At 69.4% G+C, this 14,596-nt stretch carries 15 protein-coding genes; 8 read left to right on the top strand and 7 right to left on the bottom strand.

The window, feature by feature from the left end; all coding sequences use genetic code 11:
* The first annotated feature begins 171 nt into the window (after positions 1-171).
* Entirely contained in the window at positions 172-456 is a 285-nt protein-coding gene (locus J9315_RS16190; protein ID WP_198500289.1) for a GlsB/YeaQ/YmgE family stress response membrane protein, read from the top strand.
* A 53-nt stretch (positions 457-509) separates the two neighbouring features.
* A complete protein-coding gene (locus J9315_RS16185; RefSeq protein ID WP_137826597.1) occupies positions 510-698 on the top strand; it encodes a CsbD family protein in 189 nt (62 codons plus the stop codon).
* A gap of 181 nt (positions 699-879) precedes the next feature.
* Here the strand turns inward: J9315_RS16185 and J9315_RS16180 are convergent, their stop codons facing one another.
* Positions 880-2,049, bottom strand: coding sequence for a pyridoxal phosphate-dependent aminotransferase (locus tag J9315_RS16180; RefSeq protein ID WP_211978350.1), 1,170 nt, complete (start codon positions 2,047-2,049; stop codon positions 880-882).
* A gap of 223 nt (positions 2,050-2,272) precedes the next feature.
* A complete protein-coding gene (locus tag J9315_RS16175) occupies positions 2,273-3,724 on the bottom strand; it encodes an FAD-binding oxidoreductase (RefSeq protein ID WP_211978349.1) in 1,452 nt (483 codons plus the stop codon).
* A 171-nt stretch (positions 3,725-3,895) separates the two neighbouring features.
* Here J9315_RS16175 and J9315_RS16170 point away from each other — a divergent pair, with 171 nt between their 5' ends.
* The gene (locus tag J9315_RS16170; protein ID WP_198500292.1) at positions 3,896-4,291 is read left to right on the top strand and encodes a cupin domain-containing protein; all 396 of its coding nucleotides are present in this window, start codon (positions 3,896-3,898) and stop codon (positions 4,289-4,291) included.
* A 62-nt stretch (positions 4,292-4,353) separates the two neighbouring features.
* On the opposite strand, the gene J9315_RS16165 is transcribed toward J9315_RS16170, so the two are convergent.
* The 4 genes from J9315_RS16165 to J9315_RS16150 all read right to left on the bottom strand — a co-directional run bounded on the left by J9315_RS16165 (position 4,354) and on the right by J9315_RS16150 (position 7,843).
* On the bottom strand, positions 4,354-4,974 hold the full coding sequence (locus tag J9315_RS16165; protein ID WP_198500293.1) for a TetR/AcrR family transcriptional regulator: 621 nt from the start codon (positions 4,972-4,974) through the stop codon (positions 4,354-4,356).
* Between the two features lie 48 nt (positions 4,975-5,022).
* On the bottom strand, positions 5,023-6,117 hold the full coding sequence (locus J9315_RS16160; protein ID WP_198500294.1) for a Zn-dependent alcohol dehydrogenase: 1,095 nt from the start codon (positions 6,115-6,117) through the stop codon (positions 5,023-5,025).
* A gap of 65 nt (positions 6,118-6,182) precedes the next feature.
* The gene (locus J9315_RS16155) at positions 6,183-7,637 is read right to left on the bottom strand and encodes a cytosine permease (RefSeq protein ID WP_211978348.1); all 1,455 of its coding nucleotides are present in this window, start codon (positions 7,635-7,637) and stop codon (positions 6,183-6,185) included.
* On the bottom strand, positions 7,634-7,843 hold the full coding sequence (locus J9315_RS16150; protein WP_198500296.1) for a hypothetical protein: 210 nt from the start codon (positions 7,841-7,843) through the stop codon (positions 7,634-7,636). Before J9315_RS16150 ends, J9315_RS16155 begins: the two co-directional genes overlap by 4 nt.
* A 170-nt stretch (positions 7,844-8,013) precedes the next feature.
* Between J9315_RS16150 and J9315_RS16145 the strand changes: the two genes are divergently transcribed.
* A complete protein-coding gene (locus J9315_RS16145) occupies positions 8,014-8,895 on the top strand; it encodes a carbon-nitrogen hydrolase family protein (protein ID WP_211978347.1) in 882 nt (293 codons plus the stop codon).
* Between the two features lie 24 nt (positions 8,896-8,919).
* Here J9315_RS16145 and J9315_RS16140 read toward each other — a convergent pair whose 3' ends face one another.
* Positions 8,920-9,567 carry a TetR/AcrR family transcriptional regulator gene (locus J9315_RS16140; protein ID WP_211978346.1) on the bottom strand — a complete coding sequence of 216 codons (648 nt, stop codon included), beginning with the start codon at positions 9,565-9,567 and terminating at the stop codon, positions 8,920-8,922.
* Between the two features lie 156 nt (positions 9,568-9,723).
* On the opposite strand from J9315_RS16140, the gene J9315_RS16135 reads away from it, so the two are divergent.
* The 4 genes from J9315_RS16135 to J9315_RS16120 all read left to right on the top strand — a co-directional run bounded on the left by J9315_RS16135 (position 9,724) and on the right by J9315_RS16120 (position 14,581).
* Positions 9,724-11,226, top strand: coding sequence for an APC family permease (locus J9315_RS16135; protein ID WP_249120942.1), 1,503 nt, complete (start codon positions 9,724-9,726; stop codon positions 11,224-11,226).
* Positions 11,223-12,896: a N,N-dimethylformamidase beta subunit family domain-containing protein gene (locus tag J9315_RS16130; RefSeq protein WP_211978345.1), complete on the top strand. Its 1,674-nt coding sequence runs from the start codon at positions 11,223-11,225 to the stop codon at positions 12,894-12,896. Before J9315_RS16135 ends, J9315_RS16130 begins: the two co-directional genes overlap by 4 nt.
* Positions 12,893-13,246, top strand: coding sequence for a cupin domain-containing protein (locus tag J9315_RS16125; protein WP_211978344.1), 354 nt, complete (start codon positions 12,893-12,895; stop codon positions 13,244-13,246). Before J9315_RS16130 ends, J9315_RS16125 begins: the two co-directional genes overlap by 4 nt.
* A 138-nt stretch (positions 13,247-13,384) precedes the next feature.
* Positions 13,385-14,581 carry an aminotransferase class I/II-fold pyridoxal phosphate-dependent enzyme gene (locus tag J9315_RS16120; protein ID WP_211978343.1) on the top strand — a complete coding sequence of 399 codons (1,197 nt, stop codon included), beginning with the start codon at positions 13,385-13,387 and terminating at the stop codon, positions 14,579-14,581.
* Positions 14,582-14,596: the final 15 nt, after the last annotated feature.

Here is a 14,596-nt window from a genome sequence, read left to right as displayed (position 1 = left end):
AACGCCCGACCGCGTGATCCGACACGGCAAGTTCACCTGGGTGAAACTCCGGGAAAAATCCTTGAAAAATGTGCGTGAGGTTTGTAGTGTCACTGCGTCTGTACAGGTGGAATGGAACCAAGCAGGCCTGCCGGTCTGCAGGCTCCGTTCCCTAGAGAGAAGGATGGAAACATGGTTGTCATCGGCTGGATCATCGTCGGACTGCTCGCGGGAGCGCTCGCGAAGCTCATTCTGCCCGGCAAGCAGGGTGGTGGCTGGATCAGCACCATCATCCTCGGTGTCATCGGCGCCTTCGTCGGTGGACTTCTCTTCGGCCTCTTCGGCGGCAAGGGAATCGGCGCAGTCTTCTCGGATCCCTGGTCGTGGGGTTCGTTCTTCATCGCCGTCATCGGCGCGATCGTGTTCTCGTTCATCTGGGGACTGATCATCAAGAACCGCAGCAAGAACGCTGCCTGACCACGATCCGGTCTCTTCCGGATCACCTGTTGGAACAACGAAAGGAAATCGCCATGAGCGCGAAGGACAAGTTCGACAACAAGGCCCAGGAGCTCAAGGGCAAGGCCAAGGACGCCACCGGCAAGCTCATCAACAACGAGCAGATGCAGGCCGAGGGCAAGGCCGACCAGGCCGCCGCCGGCACCAAGCAGGCCGGTGAGAAGCTCAAGGATACCGCGAAGGACGTCACCGACCGTCGCTGAATGACGGGCGCTGATCTCTGATCAGTGCGTCCTGGCTCCGGTGATCGCACACCGGGCACCGACCCGGTCGCGCCGTGTCTTCCGCGGCGGTCCGGGCAGCGCAGGGGCGAGTGCACTTAAGTGCACTCGCCCCTGTCGCGTTCTCGGCCTGCTGAAGTCACAGCGTCACTGCGCCACCCTGTCACCGCGTCGCGGCGAAGTCCGCGAGGCGTCGGCACGCCTCCCTGATCGTCTCCGGGGACACGGCGAACGTCAGCCGCAGATAGCCCTCCCCGGCGGGGCCGAATGCCGACCCGGGAATCGTGGCGAGCCCGTGGTGCCTCAGCAGCTCGAGTGCGACGTCCCACGAGCTCAGACCCCAGTCCTTGACGTTGGCGAACGCGTAGAACGTCGCCTCGGGGCGCAGCACGCTCATTCCGTCGATGGCGTTGACCTCGTCGACGATGAGGTCACGGCGCTGCGCATACGACTCGACCATCTCTCCCACCACCGACTGCGGGCCGGTGAGCGCGGCGATCGCCGCCTCCTGGACGAAGCCCGGCAGACTCGAGGTCAGCCCCTCCTGGAGCAGCGGCATCGGTGCGATGAGATCGGCAGGGGCGATGACGAACCCGCACCGCCACCCCGTCATCGCGTAGGTCTTCGAGAAGCTGCCGATGACGAGGTGCCGATCGAACCCGGGCCGCACCTCGGCGATCGAGGTGAACGTCGCATCGTCGAAGACGATCTCGTCGTAGACCTCATCGGAGATGATCGTGAACCCGAACTCCTCGGCGAGGTCGACGATCCCCTCGAGATCGCCCCGATCGATGACCGAGCCGAGCGGATTCGACGGGGAGTTGAGGATGATCGCCGCGGTCCGCTCGGTGACGGCGGCCCGGACATCCTCGGCGCGGACCTTGAAGCCGCTGTCCTCGTGCACGGGCACGGGCACGGCAAACGCGCCGAGGCGGTGGATCTGACCGCGGTAGTTCGGGAAGCTCGGATCGGCGATGATGACCTCCTGCCCGGGCGAGACCGTGGCATCGAGGGAGAGGGTGAGCGCCTCCATCGCCCCGAAGGTGACCATGACGTTCTCGACGCCGACCGGCCGTCCCCAGCGGGCCGCGTACTTCTCCGCGATCGCCTCGCGCAGCCCCGGGATCCCGGCATTGGCGACGTAGCTGGTCTCATTGTTCTCGATCGCCCGGATGCCGGCGGCCTTGATGTGCTCCGGCGTGGGGAAGTCCGGTTCGCCGACAGTGAGCTTGACGGCCTCGGGGTGATCGAGCGCGAGGTTGAACATCCTGCGGATGTCCGAGGCCGGGTACGTCTGCGCCATCGGCGAGATGCGCTGGTCCGGGGTCGTCATGGTCGCACTCCTTCATCGTCGCTGCCCTCTCACTGAGTCTGGCAGATCTCAGCCCGGCCGTGTGACAGCAGCACGGCCCGCGCCGCGCCGCCGTTTCCCGGACGCAGAGTGTCGATGATCGAGTCCGAAATCGACACTCTGCGTCCGGAGAGCGGCAGAGGTGCACCGCACACCTCAACCCGCCGCCGGATTCTCTGCCTGGAACGACCTGAAGTCGGCACCGCTACTCCGCGAGGCCGGCGAGCCGCGCGCCGAAACGGGCGAGGAGACTCGTCCGCTGCGCGTCGGTGATGCGCTCCCACTCATCGGCGAGGTTGAAGATCTTGTACATCGACCGGATGCCGAGCCACCGGATCGGCTCGGGCTCCCACTGCCCCGAGACGTGGTCGTTCCACGGCAGGGCGGTCAGCGGCGTCGGCGTGCCGGCCGCCCGGTCGAGCAGCGTCTTCGCCGCCAGATGCGTCGCCGTCACCCCGTGTCCGGCATACCCGCGCGCCACGCCGATGCGCTGTGCGGGGTCGAAGAAGATTCCGGCGCACCAGTCGCGCGTCACCCCGAGTGCACCCCGCCACGCGTGGGCGACCTCGACGTCGAGGGTCGGGAAGAGCGAGGACAGGCGCGTGCGGAGCAGGTCGACCACCTCGGCGGGGACCCGTCCATCACCGGGCAGGCCCGAGCCGAAGGCATACGGCGCACCCCGGCCGCCGAGGGCGATCCGATCATCGGCGGTGCGCTGGGCGTAGATGAAGGTGTGCGCGGCATCGCCGAGGCACTCCCTGCCCTCCCAGCCGATCTGCTCCCACGCCTCGGCCGGCAGCGGCTCGGTGGCGATCATCGAGGAGAACACGGGAATGACCTGGCGGCCCTCGAGGCCGGGCAGGTCTCCGGCGACGGTGTCGGAATACCCTTCGAGGCAGACGAAGATCGTCTCCCCGCTGACCGGGCCGCGTTCGGTCGACACGAGGCCGGTGCCGATGTGCCGGGCCCGCGTGCCCTCGCAGATCGTCACGCCGCGCTCGCGCAGAACGCGGGCGAGTCCTTCGGTGAGGAGCGCCGGGTCGATGCGCGCGGTGCCGGGCACGAAGACGCTGCCCTGCGCGTTGTCGACGTTGATCCTCGCCCGCGTCTCGGCGGCGTCAAGGACCTGCATGTCCTCAGGCCCGTACCCGAACCGGCGGTTGCCCTCGACGAGGTCGTGGAGGCGGGCCATCCCTGCCGCGGACTGGGCGACGTCGATGTGCCCGCCGCGCACCGCCTCGGCGTCGATGCCCTCGGTCTCGAGCACGTCGAGGACCTCGTCGATCGAATCGAAGAGCGCGGACTGGAAGGCCCGGACGCTCTCGACGCCGGTCCGTCGGGCCGAGCCGACCGGGCCGTCCGGGTCATCGATGACGGCGCGGTCGACCGCCTCGGCGAAGCGGGCCCGATTGCCGGGCATGAGCGTGGAGAGCCACCCGCCGTTGCGGCCCGAGGCGCCGTAGCCGACCGTCTTCGCTTCGATGACCGTGATCGCCCAGTCGGGGTGGGCCTGGCGGGCGCAGTAGGCCGACCACAGCCCGGTCATGCCGCCGCCGACGATGACGAGGTCCTGCTTGGCAGAGGGGAGTGGGGTGGGGATGGGCGCGGCCGGCGACTGCGCCAGCCAGAACGACGCCTCACCGTTGAGGTAGGTCAATGGAGCTCTCCTGATCGAGTGCGCCCGCCCGCTGCGAGCGTACGGATTCAGTTCTATCCCATGGCTAGTCGTGCTGTAAACAGCAGCTGGACGTCGTATTGGCATATGTAATCGCCGAGGCGGCTCCGAATTCCGTGCTCGTGTTCCGGTTCCGCTCGCTACACTGGGCGCATGAGCGCAACGGAGCCGATCGACACGACCACCTACCCCCTCGACCACGAGCCGATCGAGGAGTGGCAGCGCCTCGACCCCGCCGGGACTGACGCGCCCGGCGACGCTGGGGCGCCCGCCGCGGAAACGACGACAGCGTTCGCCGAGCTCGGAACGATCGGCGACGTCGACTACGGACTGTGGGAGATGAGCACGGGCGCGATGCGCGATGTCGAGGGCGACGAGGTCTTCCTCGTCATCTCCGGTGCCGGTCGCATCGAATTCGACGACCCCGCGCAGGAGCCGGTCGTGCTGGCACCCGGCTCCCTCGTCCGCCTGACCGCCGGGATGAAGACGCGGTGGTACATCGACAAGTCACCGCTGCGGAAGCTCTTCATCGCCCCGAACGAGGGGTGACTCCGAGCCCGGCTCGCGGACAAGGCTGACGCCGACCCTCAGGCTGCAGACGACACCAACCCTCAGGCCGCCTCGGCGATGAGGGATTCGATCGCAGCGACAGCACCGGTGATCGCGAGCTCGAGACCCCTGGCCGAACGGTCATCATCATCCCCGAACGGCGCCGCACGCTGCAGGTGCGGGACCGCATGATCGCCCGGCTGCCACATCGGCACCGGGGCACCGCGATCGAGCGCCGATCCGAGGACGACCGCGTCGAGCATCGAGACGACGTCGACTTGGTCCTCGGCGGGGATGCCGATCTCGTCGAGGATCGCGAACGCGACCTCGTAGATCCGCAGCGTCGGCAGGTCGTCGACCGGGGAGCCGACGAGCAGCGGCATCGCGGCGGGCAGCTTCGCCATGTTCGCCCGGTAGCTGCGGATCCACGCCCGCAGCCGGTCCTGCCACGGGGCGCCCTCCGCGGTCGCCGCACGCAGGTCGATGCGACCGTAGAGCGCCTCGCGCATGAGGTTGATGATCTCGTCGCGACCGCCCCGGACGTGGTGGTAGAGCGATGACGGGTTGACCCCGAGCTCCTTCGCGATCCCGGGAATCGTGAAATCGTGATCGCGCTCGACCAACGTCAGGGCCGCCTCGGCGATGATGCTGGGGGAGAGGATGTTCTTGCTCGGTCGCGCCATGGCGCCATTCTCTCAGAGCGTCGCGCATCCCCTCCCGTCAGGAGGCGGTCAGTGGACGATGACCGTGCGGCCCTGAGCCCCCGCGCGCATCGCGTCGAAGGCCGCATTGGCCTCGTCGAGGCCGACCCGATCGGTGATGAGGCGGTCGATCGGCAGCTTCCCCGCGCGGTAGAGCTCGGCGAGGAGCGGGAAGTCGCGACCGGGAACCGTCGACCCGTAGTTCGAGCCGACGAGCCGCTTGCCCTCTTCGGCCAGGAGCAGGGCGTCGACGGAGACCGGATCGTCCTCCGGGGGCAGTCCGACGACGACGGCGGTGCCGCCGGGCATCAGGCACTCAGGCATCTGCTCGATCGTCTGGCGCCGGCCGATCGCCTCGAACGCGTAGTCGACGCCGGTCCCGGTGAGCGCGGCGACCTCGGCGGCGAGGTCGGGTCCCGATGTCAGCGTGTGCGTGGCGCCGAACGATGACGCGAGGCCGAGCGCCTCGTCGGAGATGTCGGCGGCGATGATCGGGTTCGCCCCGGCCAGGGCGAGGGACATGATGATGCTCAGCCCCACCCCGCCGGCGCCGATGACGAGCGCCGAGCGGCCGGGTTCGACCGCGGAGTCGTTGACGACGGCGCCGAAGCCGGTGGCGATCGAGCAGCCGATGAGGGCGGCGACGTCGAAGGGGACGTCGTCGGGGATCTTCACCGCCGCCTGCTGCGCGACGACGGTGTACTCGCTCATCGACCCGACGGCGAGGTACGGGTAGACGGGGGCATCGTCCTGCGCGAACGCCGTCGTCCCGTCGGGCAGGAGCCCGGCCGAGGCGCCGCTGCCCGTGCACACCCACATGCGGCCGGCGCGGCAGGCCGCGCAGTGCAGGCAGGGGTAGAACCAGCTGAGGACGACGTGGTCGCCGACGTTGAGGTCGGTCACGCCCTCCCCGGTGGCGACGACGGTGCCGGCTCCCTCGTGGCCCATGACGGTGGGACTCGGCAGGTTCCAGTCGCCGTCGAGGACGTGCCGGTCGGAGCCGCACACCCCCGAGGCGCCGAGCTTGACGAGGACCTGGCCGGGACCGGGGTCGCGGACGACCACCTCGGCGATGGTGAGGTCGGGTCCGGCGGTGTGGATGGCGGCACGTGAAGCGGTGGGCATGTCTCTCCTTGGTGGTGATGGCGCATGGTGCGGTGGGCTGGAGGGCTCGCCGAGGCGGTCGGTCCTCAGCGGGCCGGATGCCGGGAGGCGTAGGCGACCCGGAAGATGAGGAGGTAGATGAGGCCGGCGACGAGTGCGGCGGGCAGGGCGGCGGTGATGACCGAGAACGCCGGTGCGGTCTCGAGCGTGACGGGGTTGTAGAGCCACACGTAGAACGCGGCGCCGGCGATCACGGCGACGATGCCCGCCCAGTTGACCCCGCCCGTGTACGCGTAGAGCCGGCCGTGCCCGCCGAGGTGGAGCTCGCGCAGGTCGATGTGCTGGCGGCGGAGGACGAAGTAGTCGGCGAGTGCGACGCCGCAGATCGCGGTGAGGAAAGCGCCGGAGAACGACACGAACACCATGAACTGCTCGTACATGAACTGGGGGAAGAACGTCATGATCGCGGGCAGGACGAAGAAGGCCGCCGTGAGCGCCTTCCACTGCACCCGTCTCAGCGCGTGACCGGCGGACTGGCGGATCGCGAGGATCGTCGAATAGACGATCGAGGACATCGACGTGATGTTGGCGAACCCGATGAACGCGAGCACGGCGACCCCGAGGACAGGACCGCCCAGCGGCACCATCCAGTACGTCGGATCGGAGTCGCCGATCGTCAGGGCCGCGGCCATCCCGACGGCCTGGGCGATGAGGGTGGCGAAGAACAGGGCGCCGAAGGCGGGCCAGACGGCTGCTCGGCGGCTCTTCGTCATCCGCGCGAGCGAGCCCATGACCGGGTACCACGAGACCCCGACGCCGACGTTGAACTCGACGGCGACCATGAAGTTGAGCGTCGGATCGTCGAACGGCGCGAGCGGGGACGCGTCCCGCAGGGTGTCCCACGAGGTGGTCGCCACGAGGACGATCATCATGACGACGGTGATGATCGCCAGCCCCGGGGCGACGAACTTGTTGAACTTCCCGATCGTCACCGGACCGCGGGAGAGGACGAACCACGCGATGCCGATGGCGACGAGGCCGCCGATCGTCACGAGCGGCCCGTACTGATCGAACTCCGCTCCGACGAGCGTGCCCGCGACCTGGCTCGTCGCGCGCCCGGCCATGACCGCGAGCAGAGACGACCAGCCCATCTCCGTGACGAGGATGATCGTGAAGACGATGAGGCCGACCCCGACGACGCCGAACGCGCCGCGCAGCAGTGTGTACTGCTCGGAGCCGTAGCGCTGGGAGGCCGGCACGGAGGCGAGCACCATGAAGCACAGGCCGATCGCGTTGCCGATGATCATCGCCGCCACACCGTCGGCGAACCCGACGAGCAGGGCGGTCGAGCCGCCGACGAGGAACGCCCACGTGGCGATCGCGAGTGCTGTGTTTACCCACGTGAAGTCCCAGCCCGACCAGGTCCGCTCGGATTTCAGCAGCGGGAACGTGCCGTAGATGCGCTCCTGCTGCAGTTCGCGGCTGACCGGGTCCTCGGCGGCCGTCGCGGACCCGGCCGTGTGATCCGGTGCCCCGTTCACAGCGCCACCACCAGCAGGCCGATGAGGCAGGCGGCGACGGCCGACCCGGTGTAGACGGTGAGCTCTGTCGCCGACAGCGGCAGACGCGAGGGATCGGCCGCCTCGGTGGATTCGACGATCGCGATTCTGCGCTCGATCTCCTCGGCGACGGCGGGTGAAGTGCCGTTCGCGGCCATGGTGGACGCGAACTCGCTGTGCGGTGTCATCGGTGACTCCTCGGGCTCTCGGTGGCGGGTCGAGGGCAGCGGCTGCGATGCGCTCGACGAACCGGACGGCCAATAAACCAAATCCGATTTGGTTTATAATTGTCACTGACCGGCGAAGGTGCCGTCAATGGTGGCGGGAGGAAAACTTCCGCGCGGAGAGGGGATGCTCCATGAGCGAACAGCGCACACCGGGACGTGTGGCCAGTGCGAGCCCGGCCAGCGCGGGTCCGGCGGGCGCGGGTCCGGCGGTGGCGATCGGGATCGTCCAGGCGGCCGCCCGCATCGACGACATCGACGGCAACCTGCGGACATTGCGGCGCGGAGTCGCGGAGGCACGGGACGGCGGCGCCGAGGTGGTGGTCACGCCCGAGCTCTTCGCCACCGGCTATGACCCGGCTCGGGCCTGGACCCATGATGGGGAGCGGGTGCGGGAGGGACTCGCCGGCATCGCCGGTGACCTCGGTGTCGCGCTCGTCGCCTCGAGCGTCGACGAGGTCGGTGCCCGCCGGTTCATCGCGGCCTCGTTCTTCGACGACTCCGGCACCGAGCTCGCCCGGGTCCACAAGCGTCATCTCTTCGACATCGAACGCGACTTCTTCACGCCGGCCGACCGCTGCGGCGACCTCGTCGACTGGCGGGGCATGCGCTTCGGCATGGGCATCTGCTACGACATCGAGTACCCGGAGTTCGCCCGCGCACTCGCCGAGGCGGGAGCCGAGGTGCTGCTCGTGCCGACCGCCGTGCCCGCATCCTCCGGTGACGAGCCCCGCGACCCGGCCCTCGCGTTCTCGCCGACGCAGACCTCGACGCTGCTCGTGCCCGCGCGGGCCCTCGAGAACGGTCTCGCGATCGCCTATGCCAACCACAGCGGCGAGGGCTTCACCGCCCACAGCTGCCTCGTCAACCCCAACGGCCGCATCGTCGGCCTCCTCGACCGCGGCGCCGGCGTCGCCGTCACCGTGATCAGCGCGGCGGAGATCGCCGAGGCGCGAGCCCGCAACCCCTACCTCGCCGACCTCAGGCGCCTGCGCGGCCGAGGCGCTCGCCCCTGAGCCGCGGACGGTCGCCCGGTGACCTCAGCCGGGCGACCCCGACCCGCGCGCAGGTCCGCCCGCCCGGGCGACCACCTCGGCGATCGTCTGCGGGTCGGAGATGACGAGGCGGAGCTGCACCTTCGCGATCGTCTCAGGAGGGACGTCGGGGGTGTCGTGGGGCCAGAACATCGCTTCGTTGGCCACAGCGTCGAAGAGCTCGAGGACGGCGTCGGGGTCCTCGGCGATGAACTGGCCGGCGGCGATGCCATCCCGGAGGACCGCGTCCATCGTCGCCCGGGCGGCGTCGACGGCGGCACCCCAGGCGGGGAACTTCTCACCGAGGGCCGGCGGCAGGCGGAAGAGCCAGCGCGTGTCGAACTCCCCGCCGAGCTCGATGGCCATCTCATCGCGGAAGAGCCGGAAGAGGTCGACGGCCGGATCGTCGGCGGTCCGTGCGAATCCCCCGCTGAGCAGGGGAGAGGCCGACACACGGGCCGCGATGAGCTCACGGCCGATCGCCTCCTTGCCCGCGAAGTAGTGGAAGAGCGAGGGCTGCCGGATGCCGACCGCCTCGGTGATCGCCCGCGTGCTCGCCCCCTGGTAGCCGAGTTCGGAGAAGAGGCGGGCCGCTTCGCGCAGGATGCGCTCCCTCGTGTCGCCGGTGCTGCTCGCATTCGTCGGCCGCGCCATCGCCGTCCTCTCGTGGTCGTCGTCTCGACTCAGCCTAACGGCTCTTCCCAGGGAACCTATCGGGTGATAGATTATCGTTCAACCTATCGACTGATAGGTTAATTCGCCGGGCGCAGCGCCGCGCCCCGACCCCATCTCCTTCCGAAGGGACGCACCGTGGCTCTCCCTCCCGCCGACACCGCACCGAACCCGATCGTCCGCACTCGCGGCATCGGCACTCCCGGACTTGTCTTCTTCGTCCTCGCGGCCGCCGCGCCGCTGACGATCCTCGCCGGCTTCGTGCCCCTCGGCATGCTCGCCGGCGGGGACGCAGTCGTCCTCGGCTTCTTCTATCCCGGTCTCGTCTACCTCCTCTTCGCCGTCGGCTACACGACGATCGCCCGCCACGTGCCCGGCGGCGGGGCCTTCCTCACGTACATCGCCGCCGGCCTCGGCGCCCGCACCGGCTCAGTGGCGGGAATGGTCGCCTACGTCGGCTACCTCGGCGGACAGATCGGATTCACCGCCTCGGCGTCGGTCTTCGCGTCCCTGACGATCGAGGGGATCACCGGTCTGGCGATCCCGTGGCTGCCGATCGCCCTCGTCATCACCGGCGCCGTGCTCATCCTCGGCCTGCGCCGGGTCGGGGTCGGCGCGATGACCGTCGCCGTCCTCCTCGTCGCCGAGGCGGCGATCCTCGCGATCTTCGCCGTCGCCGTCCTCGCCCAGGGCGGCTACGAGGGGCTGACGCTCACCGCCTTCGCGCCGGAGAAATGGGTGAGTGCGGCCCTGCCCGGCGTCTTCGTCCTCACCTTCGTCGCGTTCGTCGGCTTCGAGCAGACGACGGTCTATCGGACCGAGACCCGCAACCCCAACCGCACGATCCCCCGCGCCACCTACCTCGCCGTGACCGTCCTCTTCCTCGGCTACACCTTCGGTGCCTGGGTGATCCTCCAGGCTGCCGGGCAGTCCCGCATCGACTCCCTGCTCGCCGGCGATCCCTCCCAGCTCGTGTTCTCACTCAATGACGAATTCGTCGGCACGGCGATCACGCCGATTATGCTCGTGCTCGTCGTCACGAGCTTCTTCGCAGGAGTGATCGCACTGCAGAACACCTCGTCCCGGTACCTCGTCAACCTCGCCCGCGGCGGCCTCATGCCCGCCGGCCTGTCCCGGCTCGCGTCCTCGGGAAGCCCGCTGACGGCGAACTTCGTCCAGACCGGCCTCGTCCTCATCGTCCTCTGCCTCTTCGCCGCCGTCGGCGCCGACCCCTACACGCAGATCGTCACCTGGACGAACACGCCGACGATCATCGCCGTCCTCCTCCTGCAGATCCTCACCTCGCTCTCCGTCGTCGTCTTCTTCCGGCGCCGAGGCGGTGGAGAGCGGGCGTGGAACCGGATGATCGCCCCGCTCGCCTCCGCTCTCCTCCTCACCCTCGCGCTCATCCTCCTCATCTCCCAGATGGGCGCCCTCACCGGACTCGGCCCGGCCGGCAACGCCTGCGTCATCGCCCCGCTCGTCCTCGCCGCGGCCTGGGGTCTCCTCCGGGCCAACCGGATCGACGCGGCGCGGGCGACGCTGGCGACCCTCGGCGCCGACGCCGCGATCGACCCCGACACCCCCAACCCTGACTCCAGCCCCGACCCCCACCCCGACCGAAAGGACCCCACCCCATGAGCGCACGCATCGACTACGCCTGGTCGACCCCGAGAGGGCTCATCGAACGCCCCGGCGAATACCCCGACACCACCGAACTCTGGGGCTACAGCGACCGGTTCGCCTACCGGTCCGGGGAGACCGTCGACCTCCGGGTGCACACGACGGCGGAGACCTTCGATGTCGCGATCATCCGCGACGGCGCCCGCCCCGAAACCGTCTTCACCGCCACCGGCCTGCCGGGAACACGGCAGGAGACCCCCGCGGACGCGTACGCGAGCGGGTGCGGGTGGTCGAGCTCGCTGCAGGTCGAGCTGAGCGCGGACTTCGCTCCCGGATACTACCTCGTCGTCTTCTCCACGACCGATGACCACGGTCGCGACGTCGAGCACGAGTCCTTCTTCATCGTCCGCCCGGCCGGTCCCGCCGACGTCGACGTCCTCCTCGTCCACGCCACCTCGACGATGCTCGCCTACAACGACTGGGGCGGCGGCAACCACTACCGGGGGCTGCCCGACGGCGACCGCAACGACATCCCCTCCCCGTACTCGTCGATGCGGCGCCCGATCGCCCGCGGCATGCTGCGCAAACCGGTCGGCGCACCCCGCAACGCCCACCTCGACGTCAGCGTGCCGATCGGTTGGGAGCCGCGGCATCCGACGTACGAATGGGCGTGGCAGCGCGGGTACTCCCGCCACCACAACGACGCCGGCTGGGCGACCTACGAGCGTCCGTTCACGGTGTGGGCCGAGGACCAGGGCTACCGGGTCGGTCACATCACCCAGGTCGAACTCCACGCCGAACCCGACGTGCTCGACGGGTACGGCTGCGTCGTCATCGTCGGCCACGACGAGTACTGGTCGTGGGAGATGCGCGACACCCTCGACGCCTACGTCGAGGCCGGCGGTCACGTCGCCCGGTTCGGCGGCAACTACGTGTGGCAGGTCCGCCTCGACCTCGATGAGGGCGTGCAGACGTGCTTCAAGGACCCGACGGCCGACCCGATCGCCGAGACCGACCCGAGCCGGCTGACGACAGCGTGGGATGCCCCGGCGATCGGCCGACCGGGGGCGGCGACGATGGGCCTGACCGGGCTCGGCGGCGCGTACATCCGGTACGGCTCGGCGGTGCCCCGCGGCAGCGGCGGCTTCACCGTCTACCGGGAGAACCACTGGTCACTGGCTGGCACCGACCTCTACTACGGCGACGTCTTCGGCCAAGCGCCCCTGTGCATCGCGGCCTTCGAGGTCGACGGCTGCGACTACACGTTCCGCCACGGCCTGCCGTATGCCACCGGCGATGACGGGGCACCGGAGAACCTCGAGATCATCGCGATGGCCCCCGCGGTCTCCGGCGGGGAGGACCGGTGGGGCGGCCGCGTCCCGATCGGGGCGCCCGCGGCCGAGCTCGCCGATCTCTTCGCCGGCATCTACCCCGACGGCCCACCCCCGCACCACCAGGGCAACGGCTACGGCTCGGCGATGATGGCCGCGTTCACCCGCGGCGACGGTGAGGTCTACTGCGCCGGCACGACCGACTGGCCCTACGGCCTGGCCGCGAACGACCCGTTCGTCACGACGATCACCCGCAACGTCCTCGACCGCTTCATCGGTTCCGGGACCACCGGCGCCGCCCACGCCGCCGAACTCCACGCCGCCGAACACACCGCATCAGAGAAGGAGACCTCATGACTGCCACCGTCCAGACACTCACCGAGGCGGCCGACCGGGCCGTCATCCCCGACCTCGCCGACTACGACGCCCACTCCGAGGGGTGGACGGAGACGGAGTTCCGGGTCGAGACCGGGCCGACCAGCGTCGCCGGACGCTGGGCGGGCGAACCCGGCTGGGTCGAGTTCGACTCGTGGCCGTACCGGGAATTCTGCGTCATCGTCTCCGGTCGGGTCGCCGTCGAGAGCCGCGATGGCACCGAGCGCTTCGAGTACGGCCCCGGTGAGGCGTTCACGATCCCGCAGGGCTTCGCCGGGCGCTGGGTGACGCTCGAACCGACGCGGAAGGTCTTCATCGGCGTCACCGAGTGAGGACCCCTTGACGCGGTCGTCTATCGTGTGAGGAAGGCGCCGCCCACTGCTCCGCGCGGAGTGCGTCGCCTCCCACCAGCTGCACCACCGTTCCTTCCGGCATCGCTGCCGGGGAGCGGGCGTTCGAAGGAGCCGCCGATGAAGACTGCCCAGCGACTGAATGACCTCGGCACGGAAACCGCTTTCCGCGTCGCCCAGGCCGCCGCCGATTGGAAGGCGCAGGGGAATCGGGTCTATCCGTTCCACCTCGGCGATCTCGATTTTCCGATGGCTCCGCACATTGTCGAGGCGATGAACCGGGCGATCACGGACGGCAGGACCGGGTACTGTCCGGGGCCGGGGATCCCCGAGCTGCGGGCCGCGCTCGCTGAGGACATCGGATCCCGGCGCGGTCTCGACATCGATCCCGCCGAGGTGGTCGTCACCACCGGGGGCAAGCCGGTCATCACGAAGTTCCTCCAGGCGGTCATGGATCCCGGTCAGTCCGTGCTCTACCCGAATCCCGGATTCCCGATCTATGAGTCGCAGATCGAATACCTCGGCGGGCGGGCGCTGCCGTACCGGTACGTGCCGACCGCCGACGGGTTCGCCATCGACCTCGACCATCTGCGGGCCTCGATCGACGAGACGACGGTGGCGATCATCTACAACGATCTGCAGAATCCCATCTCCGCGGAGTCGACGCCGGGGGAGCGGGAGGCGATCGCGCAGATCGCCGCCGAGCATGACCTCTGGGTGCTCTCCGATGAGGCGTACTTCGAGATGCGCTACGGCGGCGAGTCCGCGTCGATCGCCGCCCTGCCGGGGATGCGCGAGCGCACCGTCATCCTCTACACGTTCTCGAAGAAGTTCGCGATGACCGGGTCCCGGCTCGGGTGTGCGGTGGCCCCGAAGGAGGTCGCCGAGGCGATCTCGACGATGAACACGAACGACGAATCGTGCACGACCCACTACGTCCAGTGGGCGGGGATCTCGGCGCTGCAGGGTCCGCAGGAGCCCGTCGCGGAGATGCTCGACGTGCTCCGCGCCCGCCGCGACGCCGCGTGCTCGCTCATCAACGCGATCCCCGGCATGGAGGTCGCCGTGCCGGAATCGACGTTCTACATCTTCCCCGACGTCACCGAGGCGATGGCGAGCAAGGGGATCGCGACCCTCTCCGACTTCTCCACCCAGGCCCTCCACGACACCGGGGTCTCGTTCTGCACCCGCGAGCACTTCGGTCGCCCGCAGCCGGGGGAGGAGCAGAAGTACATCCGGCTCGCCTACTCGGGCATCGGCGAAAGTGACATCGTCGAGGGGCTGACGAAGCTCAGGGAGTGGGTCGAGGCCGGATGAGCCCAGTGCAGCAGC

The sequence above is a fragment of the Brevibacterium sp. W7.2 genome (assembly GCF_018137945.1).
Taxonomy (GTDB): Bacteria; Actinomycetota; Actinomycetes; order Actinomycetales; family Brevibacteriaceae; genus Brevibacterium; species Brevibacterium sanguinis.
The sequence above is the reverse complement of the archived record's forward strand: the minus strand, read 5'-3'. Positions and strand labels throughout refer to the sequence as shown.